At 70.7% G+C, this 21,418-nt stretch carries 19 protein-coding genes; 15 read left to right on the top strand and 4 right to left on the bottom strand.

Annotated elements, in window-relative coordinates; genetic code table 11:
* Positions 1 to 8 precede the first annotated feature (8 nt).
* The 3 genes from efp (at position 9) to ABFX50_RS15475 (ending at position 1,420) form a co-directional block, all read left to right on the top strand.
* Positions 9 to 569 carry an elongation factor P gene (efp, locus tag ABFX50_RS15485; protein ID WP_183659040.1) on the top strand — a complete coding sequence of 187 codons (561 nt, stop codon included), beginning with the start codon at positions 9 to 11 and terminating at the stop codon, positions 567 to 569.
* Positions 570 to 980: a transcription antitermination factor NusB gene (gene nusB / locus ABFX50_RS15480; RefSeq protein ID WP_183659042.1), complete on the top strand. Its 411-nt coding sequence runs from the start codon at positions 570 to 572 to the stop codon at positions 978 to 980.
* 101 nt (positions 981 to 1,081) lie between these two features.
* Positions 1,082 to 1,420 carry an MmcQ/YjbR family DNA-binding protein gene (locus ABFX50_RS15475; RefSeq protein ID WP_346146948.1) on the top strand — a complete coding sequence of 113 codons (339 nt, stop codon included), beginning with the start codon at positions 1,082 to 1,084 and terminating at the stop codon, positions 1,418 to 1,420.
* A gap of 16 nt (positions 1,421 to 1,436) precedes the next feature.
* On the opposite strand, the gene ABFX50_RS15470 is transcribed toward ABFX50_RS15475, so the two are convergent.
* Positions 1,437 to 2,348 carry a cation diffusion facilitator family transporter gene (locus ABFX50_RS15470; protein WP_346146946.1) on the bottom strand — a complete coding sequence of 304 codons (912 nt, stop codon included), beginning with the start codon at positions 2,346 to 2,348 and terminating at the stop codon, positions 1,437 to 1,439.
* Positions 2,349 to 2,545: 197 nt separating this feature from the next.
* On the opposite strand from ABFX50_RS15470, the gene ABFX50_RS15465 reads away from it, so the two are divergent.
* From ABFX50_RS15465 to ABFX50_RS15455, 3 genes are all read left to right on the top strand, one after another.
* The gene (locus tag ABFX50_RS15465) at positions 2,546 to 3,301 is read left to right on the top strand and encodes a methyltransferase (RefSeq protein ID WP_346146944.1); all 756 of its coding nucleotides are present in this window, start codon (positions 2,546 to 2,548) and stop codon (positions 3,299 to 3,301) included.
* Between the two features lie 65 nt (positions 3,302 to 3,366).
* Positions 3,367 to 4,608 (top strand): DNA polymerase IV, encoded by a 1,242-nt coding sequence (locus ABFX50_RS15460; RefSeq protein ID WP_183659050.1) that lies wholly within the window; start codon positions 3,367 to 3,369, stop codon positions 4,606 to 4,608.
* Positions 4,609 to 4,813: 205 nt separating this feature from the next.
* Positions 4,814 to 5,212, top strand: coding sequence for a DUF3040 domain-containing protein (locus tag ABFX50_RS15455; protein ID WP_183659052.1), 399 nt, complete (start codon positions 4,814 to 4,816; stop codon positions 5,210 to 5,212).
* Between the two features lie 55 nt (positions 5,213 to 5,267).
* Here ABFX50_RS15455 and ABFX50_RS15450 read toward each other — a convergent pair whose 3' ends face one another.
* From ABFX50_RS15450 to ABFX50_RS15440, 3 genes are read right to left on the bottom strand one after another with little or no spacing between them, the layout of a single operon-like run.
* Positions 5,268 to 7,673, bottom strand: coding sequence for a transglutaminase TgpA family protein (locus ABFX50_RS15450; protein ID WP_346146942.1), 2,406 nt, complete (start codon positions 7,671 to 7,673; stop codon positions 5,268 to 5,270).
* Positions 7,670 to 8,920: a DUF58 domain-containing protein gene (locus tag ABFX50_RS15445; protein ID WP_346147084.1), complete on the bottom strand. Its 1,251-nt coding sequence runs from the start codon at positions 8,918 to 8,920 to the stop codon at positions 7,670 to 7,672. Before ABFX50_RS15445 ends, ABFX50_RS15450 begins: the two co-directional genes overlap by 4 nt.
* Positions 8,920 to 9,897 carry an AAA family ATPase gene (locus ABFX50_RS15440; protein ID WP_183659058.1) on the bottom strand — a complete coding sequence of 326 codons (978 nt, stop codon included), beginning with the start codon at positions 9,895 to 9,897 and terminating at the stop codon, positions 8,920 to 8,922. Before ABFX50_RS15440 ends, ABFX50_RS15445 begins: the two co-directional genes overlap by 1 nt.
* Positions 9,898 to 10,356: 459 nt before the next feature.
* Between ABFX50_RS15440 and mraZ the strand changes: the two genes are divergently transcribed.
* From mraZ to ftsW, 9 genes are all read left to right on the top strand, one after another.
* Positions 10,357 to 10,788 carry a division/cell wall cluster transcriptional repressor MraZ gene (gene mraZ, locus ABFX50_RS15435; RefSeq protein WP_183659059.1) on the top strand — a complete coding sequence of 144 codons (432 nt, stop codon included), beginning with the start codon at positions 10,357 to 10,359 and terminating at the stop codon, positions 10,786 to 10,788.
* A 276-nt stretch (positions 10,789 to 11,064) separates the two neighbouring features.
* A complete protein-coding gene (gene rsmH, locus ABFX50_RS15430; RefSeq protein ID WP_346146940.1) occupies positions 11,065 to 11,994 on the top strand; it encodes a 16S rRNA (cytosine(1402)-N(4))-methyltransferase RsmH in 930 nt (309 codons plus the stop codon).
* Positions 11,981 to 12,451: a cell division protein FtsL gene (gene ftsL, locus ABFX50_RS15425; RefSeq protein WP_346146939.1), complete on the top strand. Its 471-nt coding sequence runs from the start codon at positions 11,981 to 11,983 to the stop codon at positions 12,449 to 12,451. The genes rsmH and ftsL overlap by 14 nt, the downstream gene beginning before the upstream one ends.
* A gap of 491 nt (positions 12,452 to 12,942) precedes the next feature.
* Entirely contained in the window at positions 12,943 to 14,673 is a 1,731-nt protein-coding gene (locus tag ABFX50_RS15420) for a peptidoglycan D,D-transpeptidase FtsI family protein (RefSeq protein ID WP_487047381.1), read from the top strand.
* A 40-nt stretch (positions 14,674 to 14,713) separates the two neighbouring features.
* Complete coding sequence (locus ABFX50_RS15415) at positions 14,714 to 16,246, top strand: UDP-N-acetylmuramoyl-L-alanyl-D-glutamate--2,6-diaminopimelate ligase (RefSeq protein ID WP_346146935.1); 1,533 nt, start codon at positions 14,714 to 14,716, stop codon at positions 16,244 to 16,246.
* A complete protein-coding gene (locus ABFX50_RS15410; RefSeq protein WP_346146933.1) occupies positions 16,243 to 17,688 on the top strand; it encodes a UDP-N-acetylmuramoyl-tripeptide--D-alanyl-D-alanine ligase in 1,446 nt (481 codons plus the stop codon). Before ABFX50_RS15415 ends, ABFX50_RS15410 begins: the two co-directional genes overlap by 4 nt.
* On the top strand, positions 17,685 to 18,743 hold the full coding sequence (gene mraY, locus ABFX50_RS15405; RefSeq protein ID WP_346120800.1) for a phospho-N-acetylmuramoyl-pentapeptide-transferase: 1,059 nt from the start codon (positions 17,685 to 17,687) through the stop codon (positions 18,741 to 18,743). Before ABFX50_RS15410 ends, mraY begins: the two co-directional genes overlap by 4 nt.
* A complete protein-coding gene (gene murD, locus ABFX50_RS15400) occupies positions 18,740 to 20,098 on the top strand; it encodes a UDP-N-acetylmuramoyl-L-alanine--D-glutamate ligase (RefSeq protein ID WP_346146932.1) in 1,359 nt (452 codons plus the stop codon). Before mraY ends, murD begins: the two co-directional genes overlap by 4 nt.
* The gene (gene ftsW, locus ABFX50_RS15395; RefSeq protein WP_183659072.1) at positions 20,095 to 21,411 is read left to right on the top strand and encodes a putative lipid II flippase FtsW; all 1,317 of its coding nucleotides are present in this window, start codon (positions 20,095 to 20,097) and stop codon (positions 21,409 to 21,411) included. Before murD ends, ftsW begins: the two co-directional genes overlap by 4 nt.
* The last annotated feature ends 7 nt before the right edge of the window (positions 21,412 to 21,418 follow it).

Raw genomic sequence — 21,418 nt, 5'->3', positions numbered from 1 at the left:
AGAAGCGAGTGGCGACGACCAACGACCTCAAGAACGGCATCGTGCTGAAGCTCGACGGCGGTGAGCTCTGGTCCGTTGTGGAGTTCCAGCACGTCAAGCCGGGCAAGGGCGGCGCGTTCGTGCGCACCAAGCTCAAGAACGTCCTCTCGGGCAAGGTCGTGGACAAGACCTTCAACGCCGGCGTGAAGGTCGACGTGGCCAACGTCGACAAGCGCGAGATGCAGTTCTCCTACAAGGACGGCGACGACTTCGTCTTCATGGACACCGAGACCTACGACATGGTCAACGTGCCCGCCAAGACCGTCGGCGACGCCGCCAACTACATGCTCGAGAACACGCTGGCCACCGTCGCCTTCAACGAGGGCGCCGCGCTCTACGTCGACCTGCCCGCGGCGGTCGAGCTGCTGATCGCCAACACCGAGCCCGGCCTTCAGGGCGACCGCTCCACCGGCGGCACCAAGCCCGCCACGCTCGAGACCGGCGCCGAGATCAAGGTGCCGCTGTTCATCACCACCGGCGAGAAGGTCAAGGTCGACACTCGCAGCGGCGAATACCTCGGCCGGGCCTGAGTGTCCGCCCGAGGTAAAGCACGCAGGCGCGCCCTCGACATCCTCTTCGAGGCCGAGGCGCGTGAGGAAGACCCGCTGAAGATCCTCGCCGAGCGCGTGGAGCGGCAGGAGCCGCCGGTCAACGAGTACACCTCGGCGATCGTCGAGGGTGTGGCCAGGCACGCGGCGCGCATCGACGAGCTCATCACGACGTACGCCGAGGGGTGGACGCTGGAGCGCATGCCCGCGGTCGACCGCAACCTGCTGCGCGGCGGCACCTACGAGCTGCTGTGGATGCCCGACGTGCCCGAGGGCGTGGTGATCAGCGAGTGGGTGCACCTGGCCTCCGAGCTGTCCACCGACGAGTCGCCCCAGTTCATCAACGGCCTGCTGGCGCGCTTCAAGCAGCTCAAACCCAGCATCACCCTGTAAACCCGTCTCCCCGTACGGCAGGCCGGGTCACGCGCCACCCTCGGCGCGTGGCCAAGACGGCCCGGGTGGTTCCGGTCGGGGGTGCGCGGCATGATGAGGACATGGTGACCGAGGACGACGTGCGGCGGATCGCGCTCGAACTGCCCGAGACCGCCGAGCGGCCCATGCACGGCACGCCTGCCTTCTACGTCAAGGCGAGGTGGTTCGCCAGGATCAGGGAGGAGGGCGACGTCCTCGTGCTGCCCGTGGCCTCGGAGGAGCACAAGCGCGAGCTGGTCGCCGCCGAGCCCGGCACGTTCTTCACCCTGCCGCACTACGACGGCTACGCCGCGGTGCTGGTGCGCTTCGGCGCCGTCGACGCGGAGGAGCTGGCCGAACTGCTCACCGACGCCTGGCGCCTGCGCGCGCCCAAACGCGTCCTGGCCGCCTTCGACGCGTAGGTGTGCAGGTCGGTCGCTAGGCGTGCCTGGCGCCCTCGTGGTCGGAGTGGCCGACGGGTTCGATCTGGATCGTGGAGTGCTCGACGTCGAAGCGCCCGAGCAGCGTCTCGTGCAACTCGTCGAGCAGCCGCCCCGCGTCCCTGAGACGGGAGTCCTCCACCACGACGTGCGCCGACAGCACGGGCAGCCCGCTGGTCAGCGTCCAGGCGTGCAGGTCGTGCACGTCCAGCACGCCGTGCCTGTCCATCATGTGCCTGCGGATCTCACTCAGGTCCATGCCCTTCGGCGTGGCCTCCAGCAGCACCTCCACGGCCTCGCGCAGCAGCCGCCACGCCCTCGGCAGGATCATCGCCGCCACCACGACCGAGGCGATCGGGTCGATGACCCACCAGCCGGTCAGCTGGATGGCCACCGCGGCTGCCACGACCGCCACCGACCCCAGCAGGTCGCCCAGGACCTCCAGGTAGGCGCCCCTCACGTTGAGCGACTCCTGCTGCCCCCTGTGCAGCAGGCCGAGGGAGAGCGCGTTGACGGCCAGGCCGAAGAGCGCGATGACCAGCACCAGCCCCGACGACACCTCGGGAGGGGCGAACAGGCGCGTCCACGCTTCGCTGAAGACCCAGATCGCGATGCCGAACAGCACGATCGCGTTCACCATCGCCGCGAGGATCTCCAGGCGGTAGTAGCCGAACGTGCGCCGCTCGGAGGCGGGCCTCGCGGCGAAGTGCGAGGCGATCAGCGCCATGAGGACGCCGGTGATGTCGGTGGCCACGTGCAGCGCGTCGGAGATGAGCGCCAGGCTGTTGGCCGCGATGCCGCCGACCACCTGCACGACGAAGACGAGCGAGGTGATCGCGACGACGACCAGCAGCCTGCCGTGGTGCCGCGCCGTGGCGCTCGCCTGCCCGTGCCCGTGTCCACCGCCCACCGTGACCTCCCCGTGATCTAGTATGCCCAGCCCGCTCCTGACGGCGTAGGCTGGCCCGTGTCGCGGTGCTCTCCCTCGCGGGGGCGGGCCGCGACAGGGGGAGCACCCCTGTGCGGACGGCAGCCGCGCGGGGCCGACCCCTGCGGACATCGCGTTCGGGGCCACCAGCGCGGAGGAATCGAGGAGGCGAGCCGACGTTGCGTGCTGAGAGCATCACCAAGCAGGCGACCCCGGCGGTGCGCACCGCCGTCGTCTGGGACGCGCTGCGGGCGGTGCTGGCCGCGAGGGCGCGGGAGACGGGCCGCGAGCGGCTCGACATCGTCGACGCGGGAGGCGGCACGGGCGGCTTCGCCGTCCCGCTGGCCGAACTGGGCCACGCCGTCACCGTGGTCGACCCGAGCCCCGACTCGCTGTTCGCGCTCGAGCGCAGGGCGGCCGAGCGGGGGGTGGGCGTGCGGGCCATGCAGGGCGACGCGGCCGACCTCGGTGAGCTCCTGCCCCGCGACGGCGCCGACCTGGTGCTGTGCCACAGCGTGCTGGAGTACGTCGAGGACCCGACCTCCGCGCTTACCGCCGTGGCGGGGTTGCTGCGCACCGGAGGCGCGGTCAGCGTGCTGGCGGCCAACCCCGTCGCCAGCGCCATCCACAGGGCGCTTGCCGGGCACTTCGACGAGGCCAGAGCAGCTCTGGAGGACCCGCAGGGGCGCTGGGGCGACCGTGACCCCACCCCGCGCAGGTTCACCGCTCAGACGCTCGCTGAGCTCCTCTCGGCGACCGGTTTCCAGGTGGGGGAGGTGCACGGCGTCAGGGTCTTCGCCGACCTCGTGCCGAGCCGCCTGGTCGACGGCGAGCCCGGCGCGGCCGAGGCCCTGATCGCGCTGGAGCAGGCCGCGGCCACGCATCCCGTGCTGCGCGACATCGCCACCCAGCTGCACGTCCTGGGCCACCGGTGAGGCCCTCGCCGGACGTCCTCCGCACGCGGAGGTCTGTCGAACGAATGTTCGGGTAGAATCACGTCGTGTCGCGCAAGCAGATCACCGGAGTCGGCCCCGTCGCCAGGATCGGGGCCGATGACAGCGCGTGCCCGATCCTCCACGTCGACATGGACGCCTTCTTCGCCAGCGTCGAGCTGCTCGACCGTCCCGAGCTGAGGGGCCGGCCCGTGATCGTCGGCTCGCCCGCCGGCCGCGGCGTGGTGCTCAGCGCCACCTACGAGGCCAGGCAGTACGGCGTGCACTCGGCCATGCCGATGAGCAGGGCCCGCAGGATGTGTCCCCAGGCCGTGATCATCCCGCCCAGCCACGGCAAGTACTCCGAGGTCTCCAAGGGCGTGATGGAGATCTTCCACTCGATCACCCCGCTGGTGGAGCCGATCGCCTCCGACGAGGCCTTCCTCGACGTGGCGGGCGCCAGGCGCAGGCTGGGCTCGCCCGCCGACATCGCGGCCAGGATCCGCGCCGAGGTGCTCGACAGGTTCGGCATCACCTGCTCGGTCGGCGTGGCCAGCAGCAAGTTCGTCGCCAAGCTCGCCTCCAAGCAGTGCAAACCCGACGGCCTGCTCGTCGTGCCCGCCGACAAGGTGGTCGACTTCCTCCATCCGCTGCCCGTCAGCGCCCTGTGGGGCGTGGGCGAGCGCACCGAGCAGGCGCTGGTGCGCCTCGGCATCAGGAGCGTGGGCGATCTCGCCAGGGTTCCGCTGACGACGCTGCAGCGAGAGCTCGGCCACGCGGCCGGCACCCACCTGGCCGCGCTGGCGTGGGGCCGCGACGAGCGCCCCGTGACCGCGCACGTGCCTGACAAGAGCATCGGCGCGGAGGAGACGTTCGCCGCCGACGTCGACGATCCCGAGGTGATCAAGCGCGAACTTCTGCGGTTGTCCGAACGGGTGGCCGCCAGGGTGCGTGCGGGCGGCCATGTGGGCAGAACAGTAAGTGTGAAGCTGCGCCGCGCCGATTTTTCCACGATCACCAGGTCGCGGACGCTGCGTGAGCCTACCGACGTCGCGCAGGAGATCTACGCGACGGCCTGCGAGCTCTTCGCGGCGGCCGGGCTCGAGCGGGTCAGGCTCCGGCTTGTCGGGGTCCGCATGGAGAACCTCAAGCCGGCCGAGTCGGCATCTCACCAGCTCAGCCTGGGTGAGAAGGAGACCGGCTGGAGGGAGGCCGAACGAGCGATGGACAAAGCGATCAGAAGATTCGGCCCCGATGCGGTGGTCCCGGCTTCACTAGTCCGGGGACGACTTGATGAAATGGAGGCATGACGCCCGATGTCGCGACATCTCGGAGGGTGGGGGAGAATAGGCATGTCTAGAGCTATGACGTCACCTCCGGTTTGGTCTACGTTGGACGTTTTCTTTCGCCTACGTCTACAGCCTCGTATTCTGGGGATAACCGACCGCGAGGTTCGGACACCCCGTGTCGTCCGTTGCCGTCTTCCCCGAAATGGGGCCGTCCTTGGGAGGCGCCGTGCCGCTCTCTGAGCACGAGCAGCGCTTGCTCGACCAGATCGAGCAGGCCCTCTACGCCGAGGACCCGAAGTGGGCCAATACCGTTCGGATCAGCGATCCGCGCAGCCATTACAAGCGACGCCTGGTCAAAGCCTCCATCGGCTTTGCGCTGGGCATCGTCGTGATGATGGTCGGCGTCGTGATCGCCCAGATCCCGCTCGGCGTCGGCGGTTTCGTGGTCATGCTCGCCGCGTGTCTGTGGGGTCTGTCCAGCTGGAAGCGCATGAACGGATTCGGTGACTCCGGTGCGTCCGGGTCCGGCGTGCCAACGCCGGGCAAGGGCCAGCGCCGGGGCAACCGGGGAAGTTTCATGGAACGCATGGAAGAACGCTGGCGCCGTCGTCACGACGAGCGCTGATCCTTACCTGATCGTGCGGCCGCTCCGTCCGAGGAACGGCCGCACGATACGAGGGTCAGGCGTTCTTTCGTGCTGCCCTGCTCCAGAGCCTGATGTTCTCCAGGCGGTCGAAGCCGTCCAGCACTCTCTCTCCCATGCCGCGCATCCGCAGCAGGGTGGAGGGCGGCAGCAGCGTCGCCCTGATCCGCCTGCCGCGTGAGGCCGTGGCCGCCAGCGCCCGCCGTACGATCCGCAGCTCCCTCTTCAACGGCGTGATCGAGCCGGGGTCGCGCGCGAACAGCAGCCGCTCCACGGCGGAGGCGATCGCGGTGATCGCTCCGGCCGCCTCGGCGTCGAACTCGTGCTGCTGGGTGAGCCGGCGGGCCAGCGCCCTCGGGGTCTCGCTCGGCGCCCGCGCCATCCCGTAGTCGCACAGCACGTCGTCGAGCTCGGCCCAGGCCGCGGCGACCGAGCGGTCCACCTTCTCCGCCCTGGCCGTCACCTCGTCGGAGGGTCCTGAGATCTTCCAGGTCAGCGCCCGTACCCGCCGGTTCCTGATCACCAGTCTGACCATCGCGGGGATGAGCAGCAGAACCAGCAGCGCGGCCACCCCGAGGCCGATCGTGACCCAGAGCGGCGTGGTCTCCACCGGCGTGATCGGGCCGCTGTAGACGCCCTCGGGGTCGAGCTCCCTCAGCCTGTCGCGGCTGTTGGGCGCGCCCGAGGGGGTGTCGGAGCCCGTGGTGGGGCTCGTGCTCGGGTCGTCGGTGCTCGGCGTGGTCTCGGCGGGCCTCGGCAGCGAGTAGTCGGGGACGCGGGCGGTGCCCTGTCCCGCGCTGCCCGCGGGCGTCGGCTCGAAGGCCAGCCAGCCCACCCCCTCGAAGTACAGCTCGGGCCAGGCGTGCGAGTCGTGCGTGCGCACCTCCCAGCGGCTCTCGATCTTGGTCCCGCCCGTGTAGCCGATCGCCACCCTCGCGGGGATCCCGATCGACCTGGCCAGCACCGCCATCGCCGAGGCGAACTGCTCGCAGTAGCCCGTCCTGCTCTGGATGAGGAAGTCGGTCAGCGCCTCGGTGTTGTGCCCCTGGGTCTCCAGGCTGTAGGTGAAGCCGCCGGTCCTGGTGAAGAACTGCTGGAGCTTGACCGCCGCCTCGTACTTCGTCGGGCTGTCGGCCACGATCTCCGTGGCCAGCTCCCTGATCAGCGTGGGCAGCTCGGGCAGCTGCACGTAGCGAGGGTCGATCTCGGGACGCTCCGAGGAGGCGTCGAGCTGGTCGGCGGTCGGCTCCGGCTCGGTGCTGACCACCTGGTACTGCAGGCCGCTGGCCAGGTCGCCCGAGGAGAAGACCATCAGCGAGTCGACGTCGGCGCGCCAGTCTCCCTCCGCCCTCACCAGCTGCGGCGGGTACGGCAGCGGCAGGAACTCCAGCGGGTCGACGTCGTCGCTGATCTGGATGTCGGTCTCGACCCTCGAGGTCTTGGTCGAGGGCGCGAGGCCTGGCGGCGGCGGGAGCGGACCCTGGTCGACCCTGTTCTCCGGCCGGCCCTTCATCTTGGTCATCGTCCAGCGCTCGCCGTCGAAGACGTCGAGGGCGTAGATCCTCAGATAGCGGGGCGCGTCGTCACTGCTGGTGTAGGAGAGAACGGCGGTGTTCTCGGGCAGCTGCAGCCGCCCCCTGAGGTTGGCGACAGGGTCCGGCACGCTGATGGTGCCGCCCTTGCCCTTGCCGCCGCCGCCCACCCCGAACCCGAACAGCGGGTCGGGCTCGAGCGTCGGCAGCAGCGCGGGCACCACCACTGCCAGCGCGATCGCGGTGAACCCGATGCGCTTGCCGGAAAGGCGCAGCCCGCGGGTGTCGGCCGTCTCCTGGTTGCCGCTCCCGGCGGCGCGGCTGCGCCGTACCAGGACGGCCCTGCCCCAGTGCCCCACGCGCTCGCGGCCGTCGGCGATCAGCAGGCTGGTGAAGCCGAGCGCGCCGAGGATGAAGGCGGGCCAGCCGATCGGGTCGGGCAGCACCGCGGCGGGCACCGTGAACAGCGCCAGCAGCGGAAGGCCGGCCAGTGCCGCCCTGCGCAGGCGGGTGACGAACAGGTCGACGACGATCGCGATGAGCCCGACGCCCGCGGTGGTGAGCATGGAGATCGGGGGGTCGTCGGGCACGGGGGCGGCGAAGCGCTGGATGTCGGCGAAGCCCGTGGCCAGCAGGTCGAGCAGCGCCCCTGCCGACTCCTTGGTCGGCACCAGCAGCGCCCACGCCTTCTCACCCGTGTAGACGGCGGTGAGGTAGACGCCGAGCGCGACCAGGCCGAGCACCGGCGCCGCCCACCCGGGGAGGGTCAGCCTGCTGCTCACCACACCCGCGACGGTGACGGCGAGGACCGCTCCGAGCGAGCCCCACAGCCACGCGCCGCCTGCGAACAGCGGATAGAGCGTCAGCGACACCGCCAGGGTGGCGACACCCGACCAGATGGGCAGCCTCATGCCGCACCTCCCACGGCGAAGCGGGTCTTGACACCCGCGCTCGGCCAGACAGTGGCGAGGGAGGTGCCCGCGGGCAGGGTGACGATCCGCCAGCCCGACCCGGCCAGCACCGCCTCGACCGCCTGCCTGCGGTCGGCCGAGCCGTACTCCCTTGCCTCCCAGCCCTCCACGTCGAGCAGGACGGCCACGCCCGTCGCGCCGCCGTGCCTGACCTTGGCCAGCTCCCTGGCCTCCTCGGGGTCCACGGCGCCGAGCACGGCGACGATCAGGCCGTCGCCTCCGCCCTGGCGCAGCGCGTTGATGCCCAGCTCCAGCGACCTGGCGGGGCTGTTGCGCACCACGGCGAGCGTGTCGAGCAGCGACCAGCCGACCCCGCTCTCGCTCAGGTGCTCGGGCCCCTGGTCGGTGACCAGGCGCACGCCCAGTCCTTCACGGGCCAGGTGCAGGCCGATCGAGGCGGCGGCGGAGACGGCCACCTCGAAGGAGGAGCGGGGACCCTCGCCGCGGTGGGCGTGCCTGCGGGTGTCGAGCAGCAGCGCCCCCCTGCTCTGCCACTGCTGCTCCTCACGGCGCACCATCAGCTCGCCGTAGCGGGCGGTGGAGCGCCAGTGCACTCTGCGCAGGTCGTCGCCCTGCCGGTACTCGCGAGGGGCGACGTCGTCGTCGCCCGCCGCCGCCACACTCCTCGTACGGCTGTCGCCGCCGCCGGTCCACTCCCCGGACAGGCGCACGTGCGGCAGCGCGACCACCTGGGGCGTCACGACGAGGGTGTCGCTGATGGTGAACGCCCTTGTCAGCTCGACCAGGCCGAAGGGGTCGGTGATCCGTACCGACAGGGGGCCGATGGTGTAGCGGCCACGCAGGTCGGAGCGGACGCGGTAGTCGATCTCCCTGACGCCCTTGGACTCCACTCTGTCCAGGACGAACCTGGGCCTGGCGCCGAGGGCGTAGGGAACGGTGTCCTCGATCAGCAACAGTCCGGTCGGCAGGCGGGTGACGTTCTCCAGCCGCAACGTGACGGTCGCCTCGCCGCCCACCTCCCTCCTGGGAGGGTCGAGGCGCCTGGCGCAGCTCAGCCGGTAGCGGGTCCTGGCCACGACCAACGCTGCGAGCAGCGGCAGCGACATGATCAGCACGCCGATCCTCAGCAGGTCGTGCTCACCGAGCAGCAGCGCCATCAGCAGCGCGGCCACCCCCGAGGCCAGGAACGACCTGCCCCTGGAGGTGAGCGCGCGCAGTCCGGCCATCACGACGCTCGGGTCTCCGGCACGGGCACCCGCCGTACGAGCTCGGTGACCACCTGCTCGGGCATGCGGCGCTGACCCTGCGCCTCGATGCTCGGCAGCAGCCGGTGGGCCAGGACGGGGATGGCCAGCTCCTGCATGTCGTCGGGGATGACGTAGTCGCGACCCGACAGCGCGGCGTGCGCCCTCGCTGCGCGCACCAGCTGGAGCGTGGACCTGGGCGAGGCGCCCAGACGCAGGTCGGGGGAGTGGCGCGTGGCCGTCACGAGGTCGATGGCGTACTTCTTCACCGGCTGGGAGACGTAGACCCCGCGCACGGCCTCGATCAGCGCGCGCACCTCGGCGGTGGTGGCGACGGGCTGCAGCTTGTCCAGCGGGGAGGTGCCGCCGTGCACGTCGAGCATCTCCAGCTCGGCGGCGGGCTCGGGATAGCCCATCGCCACCCTGGCGGTGAACCTGTCGCGCTGCGCCTCGGGAAGGGGATAGGTGCCCTCCATCTCGATGGGGTTCTGGGTCGCGATCACCATGAAGGGGGAGTCGAGCTCATAGGTGACGCCGTCGACGGTCACCTGGTGCTCCTCCATGCACTCCAGCAGCGCCGACTGTGTCTTGGGCGAGGCTCTGTTGATCTCGTCGCCGACCACAATGTTGGCGAAGATCGGGCCGGGCTTGAACTCGAACTCCCTCGTCTGCTGGTTGTAGGCGCTCACTCCCGTGATGTCGCTGGGCAGCAGGTCGGGGGTGAACTGCACACGCCTGACAGGACAGTCGATGGAGCGCGCCAACGCCTTGGCCAGCATGGTCTTGCCGACGCCCGGGACATCTTCGATGAGAAGGTGGCCCTCCGACAGCAACACGGTGAGGGTCAGCCGGACGGCGTCGCTCTTCCCCTCGATCACCGATTCGATCGCCTGCCGAATCCGGTGCGCGGTGGAGACCAGCTCGTCGAGCTGGGGAGAGACGTCATGGGTTACTGCCACCAGGCCTCCATGAGAGAAGTGCAACGACCGTCCGCTCGGGCTGCTATTGCGGGAGCCTTGCCATTCCTTTTCATTGTGTGTACGACCCTACGACGAGGAGGGTTCTTGAGCGACTTTTGTGGATATTCGGCGAACAGCCACAGTGTTCAGGCGATCCGTCCGGTTCTTGTCGCATAGTGGTGCGAATCCGGTGACACGGCTCCTCCACTTTCCTCCACGGCCGGCGCGGTCGCCCGGTATTCACCGATCATTTCGGCGTTCGACACGCCCGCGCCGTCTCGGCGCCGCCCACCGCCCCCCACCCCACTCCACCGCTCTGACCTGCGTAAACGCGTGAGAAACGGCGGCCGAAGACAGTTCGAATCAGTTGACGGTGGGGAGAAGTGGAGTATGGTGGTGCGCAGTGGAGGGCCGGTGCACCAGCGCTGAGCGCTTCATGAGGCACGGGAGGTGGGGCCGGTGTTCCTCGGCACCCATCAACCGCGTCTTGACGACAAGGGACGGCTGTTCCTGCCGGCTAAGTACCGTGAGGAGCTGGCGGAGGGTCTTGTGATCACCAAAGGCCAGGAGCGATGCCTCTACGTCTTTCCCGTGGGGGAGTTCCAGCGCATTACCGAGGCTCTCAGCACTGCCCCGGTCACCGCCAAGGCGGTCCGGGACTACAGCCGTGTCTTCTTCGCCAGCGCGTCCGACGAGACTCCCGACAAGCAGGGGCGCATCACGATTCCGCAGGCCCTCAGGCGGTACGCGGGGCTGGAGCGTGACTGCGTGGTCATCGGAGCCAACACCCGTCTGGAGATCTGGGACCAACAGGCCTGGGACACCTATCTGGTGGACCAGGAGCAGGCTTTCGCCGATCTCTCGGAGGAGGTGCTGCCAGGGATTCTCTAGTCACGGCCGATCCGTCGGTGATGTCGTTCGGCGAGGTCTCCACCCGCAACCACTCGCCCGCCAGCTGATGCACCTTCCCCGGTGTCAGATGGCAGGCGTCCACGAAGCGGGTGCGGATGGGGACCTGGCCGGACGGCTACGGGTGGGGACCCATGAGCGGGACACCGGGGGCGGGCCGTAGCGTCATCCGCGAGTACGGACGCATTCAGCAGGAGGGGGGTTTCAGTAATGCACGGAGATGGCAACACTGCGGGCACGGGTGGTCACGTTCCGGTGATGCTCGAGCGGGTGCTGGAGCTCCTGGCCCCCGCGTTGGCGGGGCCCTCGCCGGTGGTGGTCGACGCCAACCTCGGCCTCGGCGGTCACTCGGAGGCGCTTCTCGCCGCGCATCCCTCCCTTCACCTCATCGGCATCGACCGCGATCCTTTCGCGATCGAGTTCTCCACGCGCAGGCTCGCTCCCTTCGCCGACCGGGTCACGCTGGTCCACGCCTCCTCCGACGACATGTCCGAGGTGCTGGCGAGGGCGGGCAGGCCCGTGATCGACGGCGTCCTGTTCGATCTCGGCGTCTCCTCCCCTCAGCTGGACGAGGGCGAGCGAGGCTTCGCCTACTCCTACGACGCCAGGCTCGACATGCGCATGGACACCGAGCAGTCGCTCACGGCGGAGGAGGTGGTCAACACCTACTCCGTGGGAGAGCTGACCCGCATCCTCCGCGACTACGGGGAGGAAAGGTTCGCGCCGCGTGTCGCGGCGCTCATTGTCAAGGAAAGGGCCAAGGAGGCCATAACGTCGACTAAGCGGCTCGCCGACATCGTCCGTGCAGCGATTCCGGCCGCGACCCGGCGTACCGGGGGCAACCCCGCAAAACGTACTTTCCAGGCGTTGCGTATCGAGGTCAACGCGGAGCTGACCGCTTTCGAGACGGCGCTCCCAGCCTCACTCGACGCGCTGGCGCTGGGTGGGAGAGTCGTCGTTCTCTCCTACCACTCCCTTGAGGACCGGCTGACCAAGCAGGTTCTCGCGGCGCGAACCAGGGACACGAGCCCGCCGGGGCTGCCCGTCCCGTTGCCGGCTCACCAGCCGCGGTTCCGCCTCCTGACGAGGGGAGCCGAGCTCCCGACTGACGAAGAGCTCGCCCGCAATCCGCGGGCGGCCTCGGCCCGGCTAAGGGCGGCAGAGAGGATCCGTGTTGACGAGTACTGAGCAGGAGATCAGGCGGGGAGCGCCCGCCAGGGCCGGCGCGCCCAGGACCGCTCCGGCTAGGACCGGAGCCCGCAGGCCGAGCGCGCCCGCGGTGGATCGGACGGCGACCCGTCCCTCCACTGCGCGCACGCGCCCCGCGGAGGCGAGCGCGGCCAAGCCCGCGCGCGTGCGGCGGCCGATGTCGCGCAAGCAGCGCGCGCCCTTCGTGCTGCTCGTCGTCGGCCTGCTCTGCGGCGGCCTGATCAGCCTGCTGCTGCTCAACACGGTGCTCAACCGCGACTCCTTCACCCAGAACACGCTGCGTGAGGAGACCGCCCAGCTGCAGCGGGAGAACGAGGCGCTCAGGCAGGCCAACGCCAAGAAGGAGCAGCCTGCCCAGCTCGCGCGCGACGCCGAACTGCAGGGCGAGAAGTGGGACCCGACGGTCGGTTCGATCGAGGTAGGCCAGGACAGGTGAGGGAGTCAGGCGGCCGGGGGCAGGGTCCCGGCCGTGGCGGCGCCGGCGCCGGCTCTCAGGGAGGGCCCGGCGCCGTTCGTCGTACGCCCGCGGGTCCTGGCAGGCCGGGACGGCAGGGCGGCGCGGGCCGTCCCTCGCCCGACGAGCCGCCCCGCCGCAACAGGCCGGACGACGCCGGCCGCCGCGGCGCTCCCGACGACGCGCCCCGTCCCCGCAAGGACGAGCCCGACCGCCCAGAAGGACGGCAGGCGCGCCCGGACGACCCCTTCGACCTGCCCCGAGGGCTCACAGGGGCGGCGGCGCAGGAGAGCAGGCGCGTCCGTTCCGAGGACACCGTGCCCCAGCCGAGGGCGGGCGCCCAGCGGCGCGGCCCTCGCCAGGACCCCAGGCAGGACTCCAGGCAGGGCCCGCCCCAGGGCCCGCCGCGCTCCGACCCGCGCAGGCAGGGGCGCAGGCCTCCGCCGCCGCCCCGCCCCCCGCGTCCTCCGCTGGTGCTGCGCCTGGGCAATCCGCGCAGGCGCATCAACATCGGCCTGATCGGCATGACGTTCATCCTGTCGATCTTCGCGGGACGGCTCATCCAGCTGCAGGGCCTCGACTCCAAGGTCTACGAGGCCAGGGCCGCCCAGCAGCGGGTGGTCAGCGAGACCATCAAGGCCAAACGCGGCTCCATCACCGATGTCAACGGCCACGAGCTGGCCGTCACGGTCGAGGCGCGCGAGATCGCGATCGACCCGAGCAAGGTGCTCCCGGGCAAGCGCGCCCACGTGGCCGCGGTGCTGGCCAAGGAGCTGAACAAGCCCCCCGCCGAGATCGCGGCGAAGCTGGCCAAGACCACCTCGCGCTACGAGCTCCTGGCCCGCGACGTCGACCCCCTGGTCGCCGACAGGCTGCTGGAGCAGGAGCTGCCCACGGTCACCACCAAGAAGACCTACCGCAGGACCTACCCCGCGGGCGACCTCGCAGGCACGCTGATCGGCTTCGTCGGCGACGACGGCACCGGCCTCGAGGGCGTCGAGCAGATGCGCAACTCCGTGCTCGCCGGACGTGACGGCAAGCAGAGCATGGAGCAGGGCCGCGACGGCCAGCGCATCCCGATGACCCGCAGCCAGCGCCAGGCCCCGATCGAGGGCCGCGACGTCAGGCTGACCATCGACCGCGACATCCAGTGGGCCGCCCAGAAGGCCATCACCGAGCAGGTCGCCGCCAGCGGGGCGCTGAGCGGCACCGTGATCGTGATGGACGTCAAGACCGCCCAGATCGTCGCCATGGCCAACGCTCCGGAACTCGACCTGAACAACTGGCAGAAGGCGCCCGACAGGTCCTTCGTCAACCGCGCGGTGGCCGAGGTCTTCGAGCCCGGCAGCACCAACAAGGTCATCACCGCCGCCGCGGCGATCGAGGCGGGCGCCGTCACGCCCGAGACGACCTTCAAGGTGGCCGACCACATCAGGTGCGCCGACCAGACGCTGAAGGACTCCCACCCGCACAAGACGGAGGTGATGACGTTCAAGCAGATCGTCGAGACCTCCAGCAACGTCGGCACCATCCAGGCCGCGCGCAGGATCGGCGACCAGGGCCTGTACACGATGCTCAAGAACTTCGGCTTCGGCGCGCGGCCCGGCCTCGGCCTGCCGGGCGAGGAGGCGGGGCTGCTGCCCGATCACACGACCTGGTCGGGCACCCAGCGCTGCACGGTGGCCTACGGTCAGGGCGTGTCGGTGACCGCGCTGCAGACCGCGAGCGTCTACCAGACCATCGCCAACGGCGGGGTCAGGGTGCAGCCGCAGATCGTGGCGGGCATGACCGACGAGAACGGCAGGTTCGTCGCCGGCAAGCCGGGCAGGCAGACCAGGGTGGTCAGTCAGAACACGGCAGATGAGATCGCCGCCATGCTCGAGGGGGCGGTCAGCGCCGAGGGCACCGGTACCCTGGCAGCCATCCCCGGATACAGGGTGGCGGGCAAGACAGGCACCGCGAACCGATACGATCAGCAATTGGGCCGCTACAACGGCTACACCGCCTCCTTCGTTGGTTTCGCCCCCGCGGACAAGCCCGAGCTCGTGGTGCTCGCGGTGGTGCAGAAGCCGGCCAAGGACATCTACGGCGGGCACATCGCGGCCCCTGTGTTCAAGGACGTGATGACGTTCGCCATCAAGAGCAGGAAGATTCCGCCCACAGGCCCGTCCGCGTCACCCGCGCGGATCGGCGCCGGACACTGAACAGGGAGGGTACGCTCTCGCCGTGCGTCCCCCGTCGTCTATGCGTCCCAAGACCAGCCCGCCGCGCCCGCTGAGCGGGCTGGCGGCCATGCTTGACGCTCCGTCAGGCAGCTCACGCTCACCGCTGGCCGCCGTCACAGGTGTGACGATCGACTCGCGCCAGGTCCTTCCTGGCGACCTCTACGTCGCCCTGCCGGGCAACACCGCCCACGGCGCCGACTTCTCCCCGCAGGCGATGGCGAGCGGCGCGGTGGCGATCCTGACCGACCCCGCGGGCCGTGAGGCCGCCGCCGCCACCGGCCTGCCTGTCCTCGTCCTCGCCGACCCCCGCCTCGTGCTCGGCCAGATCGCCTCCTGGGTGTACGGCCAGCCCGCCCACGACATCTCCGTCCTCGGCGTGACGGGCACCAGCGGCAAGTCGACCACCACCTTCCTGCTGGAGGCGGGGCTGCGCGCCGCGGGCCACACCACGGGCCTGGTCGGCGGCGTGGAGATCCACGCGGGCGACGTGGTCATCGAGCCCAAGCTGACCACGCCCGAGGCCACCGACCTGCACGCCCTGTTCGCCCTCATGCGAGAGCGCGGCGTCACGGCCGCGGCCATGGAGGTCTCCAGCCACGCGCTGGCGCTCGGCAGGGTCGACGGCGTCTTCTACGACGTGGCCCTGTTCACCAACCTCTCGCAGGACCACCTCGACTTCCACAAGGACCTCGACGACTACTTCGCCACCAAGGCGAGGCTGTTCCAGCCGGAGTTCAGCAGGACGGGCGTCACCAACCTCGACGACGCCCACGGCCGCGAGCTCCTGCACCGCGCCACGATCCCGATGACCACCTTCTCCGCCACGGGCGACCCCGGGGCCGACTGGCGCGCGCTCGACGTCAGGCTCGGCGCCGACGGCAGCGCCTTCAGGGTGGTGGGCCCAGGCGGAGTCGAGGACGACGTGGCGATCTCGCTGCCGGGCCCCTTCAACGTCGCCAACGCGCTCGGCGCGATCGTCACCCTGGTCGAGGCGGGCGTGCCGTTGCGCGCGGCCGTCCACGGGGTCGGCTCGATGACGGGCGTGCCGGGCAGGATGGAGCGCGTCACCGACGCCGGCTGTGAGTTCCAGGCCGTGGTCGACTACTCCCACAAGCCGGGGGCGGTCGAGTCCGTGCTCGAGTCGCTGCGCGCCGTCACGGCGGGCAGGCTGACCATCGTGCTCGGCTGCGGCGGCGACCGCGACAAGGGCAAGCGCCCGCTCATGGGCGAGGCGGCCGCGAGGCTGGCCGATGTGGCGATTTTCACCAGCGACAACCCCCGCTCCGAGGACCCGCTGGCGATCCTTGCCGCGATGATGGACGGAGCGCTACAGGTGCCGCCCGGTGAGCGCGCCCACGTGGTCGTCGAGCCCGACAGGGCGGCGGCCATCGGCCTGGCGATCGGCCACGCCCAGCGCGGTGACGTGGTCGTCGTGGCGGGCAAGGGCCACGAGCAGGGCCAGTACATCTCAGGTGAGGTGATCCCCTTCGACGACAGGGCCGTCGTCGCGGGGGCGATCGACGCACGCAAGGAAAGCAGGAAGAACCTATGATCCCGTTGCCATTGGCCAGGGTCGCCGAGATCACCTCGGGCGCTCTGTCGGGCATGGCCGACCCTCGCGCCGTGGTGCGCGGCCCCGTCGTGATCGACTCACGGGCGGTCGAGCCGGGATCCCTGTTCGTGGCGATCAAGGGCGCTCGCGCCGACGGCCACGACTTCGCCGCCGAGGCGATCAAGGCGGGCGCCGTGGCGGTGCTGGCGACCAGGCCGGTCGAGGTGCCCGCGGTGATCGTGACCGACATCTTCGCCGCGCTGGCCGCGCTCGGCACGGCCGTGGCCGCGGCGCTGCCCGCCGCCACCGCCATCGGCATCACCGGCTCGGCGGGCAAGACGACCACCAAGGACCTGCTGGCCAGGCTGACGGCGCGGATGGGTCCCAGCATCGCGCCCGTCGGCTCGTTCAACAACGAGATCGGCCATCCGCTCACCGTGATGAAGGCCGACCACGAGACCAGGTTCCTGGTGCTGGAGCTCAGCGCGCGCTACGTGGGCGACATCGCGCACCTGGCGCGCGTCGCGCCGCCGCGCATCGGCGTGGTCCTCAACGTCGGCACCGCCCACCTCGGCGTGTTCGGCGGTAAGGAGGCCATCGCCCAGGCCAAGGGCGAGCTGGTCGAGGCGCTGCCGTCCGACGGGGTGGCGGTGCTCAACGCCGACGATCCGCTGGTGCGCCAGATGGCCTCCCGTACCGCCGCCAGGGTCACCTACTTCGGCCGTGGCGAGGACGCCGCCGTCCGCGCCGAGGACGTCGTCATCGACGAGCGCGGGCGCGCCTCCTTCACCCTGCGCACCCCCTCGGGCGCCGCCCACGTCGCGCTCAGGCTGTACGGCGAGCACGTCGTGGAGAACGCCCTCGCCGCCGCGGCCGCCGCCTACGAGCTGGGCCTGCCCGTGGCGACCATCGCGGAGGAGCTGTCGGAGGCCGAGCCGCGCAGCAAGTGGCGCATGGAGGTCACCGAGAGCCCCAACGGAGTCACCGTCGTCAACGACGCCTACAACGCCAACCCCGACTCGATGCGGGCCGCCTTCCACACCCTCGACGTGCTCGGCAAGGGCCGGCGCCGCTTCGCCGTCATCGCCGCCCTGCGCGAGCTGGGCGAGGAGAGCGACGAGCTCAACGAGGGCGTCGGCCGTCTCGCGGGCGCCTCGGGGCTGAGCGGGCTGGTCGTCGCGGGGCCGGGGGCCGAACCCATGCTGCGCGGGGCCTTCGCCGCCGTCGAGGCCGCCGAGCAGGCCGCCGTGGAGGGCCTGGGCGCGGGCGGCGGGCCGGAACTCAGGCAGGGCCCGCCGATCGTGCACGTGGCCGACGCCGAGGCCGCCGCGGCGCAGGTCTCGGCCTGGCTCAGGCCGGGCGACGTGCTGCTGGTGAAGGGGCCGCGCGCCATGAACCTGCAGCGCACTGCCGAGCTGGTCCTTGGGAGGGCCACCAAGTGACCAACATCATCATCGCCGGTGCGGTGGGCCTGATCCTGTCGATGCTCGGCACCCCCCTGGCGATCAGACTCTTCTCCCGGCGAGGCTACGGACAGGAGGTCCGCGACGACGGGCCCTCGGCGCACCTCAGCAAGAAGGGCACGCCCACCATGGGCGGCACGGTCTTCGTGCTGGCCGCGCTGCTCGCCTACGCCGCCTCCCACCTGGCCACGCTCGAACCCCCGACCGTCTCGGGGCTGCTGGTGCTGTTCCTCATGGCGGGCCTCGGCGCCGTGGGCTTCCTCGACGACTTCATCAAGATCTACAAGCAGCGCAGCCTCGGCCTGCGCAGCGGCGCCAAGGCGCTCGGCCAGCTCGTCGTCGGCGCCGTCTTCGCGGTGCTCGTGATGCGCTTCCCCAACGTCTACGGCATCACCCCCGCCCAGGACAAGCTGTCCTTCCTGCGCGACTTCGGCCCGGCGATCGGCATCTTCTTCTTCACCCTCTGGGTGCTCATCATGATCGTCGGCTTCTCCAACGCGGTGAACCTGACCGACGGCCTCGACGGCCTGGCCTCCGGCGCCACGGCCACCGTGCTGGGCGCCTACGTGCTGATCGGCAACTGGCAACTGCGCAACAACTGCATCGACAACCTCGGACCCAACTGCTACTGGGTGCGCGACCCGCTCGACCTGGCGGTGGTCGCCGCGGCCGTGCTCGGCGGGCTGATCGGCTTCCTGTGGTGGAACGCCCCTCCCGCGCGCATCTTCATGGGCGACACGGGCTCGCTGGCCCTGGGCGGAGTCCTGGCGGGGCTGGCCATCACCACCCGCACCCAGCTGCTGCTGATCATCCTGGCCGGGATGTGCGTCATCATCACCTGCTCGGTGATCATCCAGGTCGGCTTCTTCAAGATGACCGGCAAACGGGTCTTCCGCATGGCTCCGCTGCAGCACCACTTCGAGCTGAAAGGCTGGGCGGAGACCACGATCGTGATCAGGTTCTGGCTGATCGCAGGGCTGTGCGCGGCCGTGGGCCTCGGCCTGTTCTACGTGGAGTGGATGCCCAAGTCATGATCGTCGTAGCCGGACTCGGCGTCTCGGGAACCGCCGCGGCCAGGGTGCTGGCCGCGCGGGGAGAGCGCGTCGTCGTCCTCGAAGGCGTCGAGGGGGAGCGCCAGCGCGTCGTCGCGGCGGAGCTGGCCGAGCTCGGTGTCGAGGTGCGCTTCGGGGCGACCGAGCTGCCCGCGGAAGCCTCCTCGCTGGTCACCACGGGCTGGGCGCCGCACCACCCGCTGATCGCCGCCGCCCTCGAGTCGGGCGTCGAGGTGGTCGGCGAGGTGGAGCTGGCCTGGCGGCTGCGCCCCGAGCGGGCCGCGCCGTGGCTGGCGTTGACCGGCACCAACGGCAAGACCACCGTCGTGCGCATGCTGACCTCGATGCTGCTGGCCGCGGGGCGCAAGGCGCTGGCGGTGGGCAACGTCGGCGTGCCCGTCGTCGAGGCCGTGGCCGGCCCCTACGACGTGCTGGCGGTCGAGCTGTCGAGCTTCCAGCTGCACTGGTCGAGCAGCCTGGCCCCGCACGCCGCCGCCATCCTCAACATCGCCCCCGACCACCTCGACTGGCACGGCACCCTCGAGGAGTACGCCAGGGCCAAGGCCCGCATCTTCGAGCGGGCGGGCACGGTGGTCTACAACGCCGACGACCCGATCGCCGCCGCGCTCGCCGAGCCGTACGCGGGGGCCGTGGGCTTCACCCTCCAGGTACCGAGGCCAGGCCAGGTCGGCGTGGTGGAGGACCTGCTGGTCGACCGCGCCTACGTGGCCGACCCCGTACGGCAGGCGGAGGAGCTCGCCACGCTCGACGACGTGCGCCCCTTCGCCCCGCACAACGTCGCCAACGCCCTGGCCGCCGCCGCGCTGGCCCGCGCCTTCGGCGTCCCGACCGAGGCGGTACGGCAGGGCCTGCGAGACTTCGTCCCCGACCCGCACCGCATGACCCATGTGGGCAGGACGGGCGAGGTCGACTACATCGACGACTCCAAGGCCACCAACCCCCACGCCGCCGCCGCCTCGCTGGCCGCCTACCCCTCGATCGTGTGGATCGCGGGAGGGCAGCTCAAGGGCCTCGACGTCGACGACCTCGTCCGCCAGGCGGCGCCGAGACTGCGTGGCGTGGTGCTGATCGGCGTCGACAGGGCGAGGATCGCCGAGGCACTCGCGCGACACGCGCCGAATGTCCCTGTGGTGGACCTGGCTGATCGAGACACTGGGGTGATGGACCGTGTCGTCACCGAAGCCGCCAGGCTCGCCGCCCCCGGGGACACCGTGCTGCTGGCTCCGGCCGCCGCCTCCCTCGACATGTTCGCGAACTACCCTGCTCGGGGGGAGGCCTTCGCGCACGCCGTGAGGAAACTGAAGGAGAAGGCGTGAGCACCGCGGCCGACAGCCCGGTCGAGGGCCCCACCGGCTGGGCCAAGGAGCAGGCCGCCGCGCTCAGGGAGCTGCTCGACCGGCCGCTGACCACCTACTACCTGATCATCGGGTGCAGCGCGCTGCTGCTGGCGCTCGGGCTCATGATGGTCCTGTCGGCCTCCAGCATCGAGGCGCTGCAGAAGACGGGCGACCCGTTCTACTGGTTCGTCAAGCAGTCGATGTCGGCCGGGCTCGGCGTGCCGGTGATGTGGGTCTGCTCCCGGCTGCCGCACCGCTTCTTCAGATGGGCGGGCTACCCGCTCATGGCGCTGTCGATCATCGGCCTCGGCATCGTGATCTTCGCAGGCGAGTCGCAGCTCGGCGCGCAGCGCTGGATCGACGTCGGCCCCATCTACCTGCAGCCGTCCGAACCGGCCAAGCTCGGCCTGGCGCTGTGGGGGGCCGACCTGCTGGCCCGCAAGGCGCGCGGCGGCCGCATCGAGTGGCGCCACCTGCTCATCCCGCTGCTGCCAGGCACCGCGATCCTGGCCGTCATGGTCATGCTCGGCCGCGACCTCGGCACCACGCTCGTGCTGATGCTGATCTTCCTGTCGCTGCTGTGGGTGGTGGGCGCGCCGATCAAGCTGTTCGGCGGCATCATCGCGATGATGACGGTGGCGGTCATCTTCATGATCACCACGGAGGGCTACAGGTCCGACCGCATCACCGGCTGGCTCGACCCGTGGGGCCACGCCCAGGGCGCCGGCTACCAGGCCGTGCAGGGGCAGATCGCGATGGGCTCGGGCGGCTGGTTCGGGCTCGGACTGGGCAGCAGCCGTCAGAAGTGGAGCTGGATCCCCCACGCCGAGAGCGACTTCATCTTCTCCATCCTCGGCGAGGAGCTCGGGCTGATGGGCACGCTGTCGGTGATCGCGCTGTTCGGCCTGCTCGGCTACGCGGGCCTGCGGGTGGCGATGCGCGTCAACGATCCCTTCATCAGGCTGGCGTCCTCGGCCGTGGTCGCGTGGGTCGCGGGGCAGGCCATCGTCAACATCGGCGCCGTCATCGGCGTGCTGCCCATCACGGGCATCCCGCTGCCGTTGGTCTCCTACGGAGGCTCGGCGCTGTTGCCGACGCTCGCCGCGCTTGGCATGTTGTTGTCATTCGCCAAACGCGAACCGGGCGCCAGGGAGGCTCTGGCCGCGCGTGGCCCCGGACCGGCCGCGCGGGCTCTAAGCTGGCTGGGCCTGGGGGGTGCGCAGCGGGGCCGACCGAGACGACCGACAAGAAACGTGCCTACTGGACGAGTCGGGCCAGATGCGGAACGTTAAGGCGCGG

Source organism: Nonomuraea recticatena (assembly GCF_039533245.1).
Lineage (GTDB): Bacteria > Actinomycetota > Actinomycetes > Streptosporangiales > Streptosporangiaceae > Nonomuraea > Nonomuraea roseola.
Note: the sequence above shows the minus strand (reverse complement) of the source record. Positions and strands in the feature narration are given on the sequence as shown.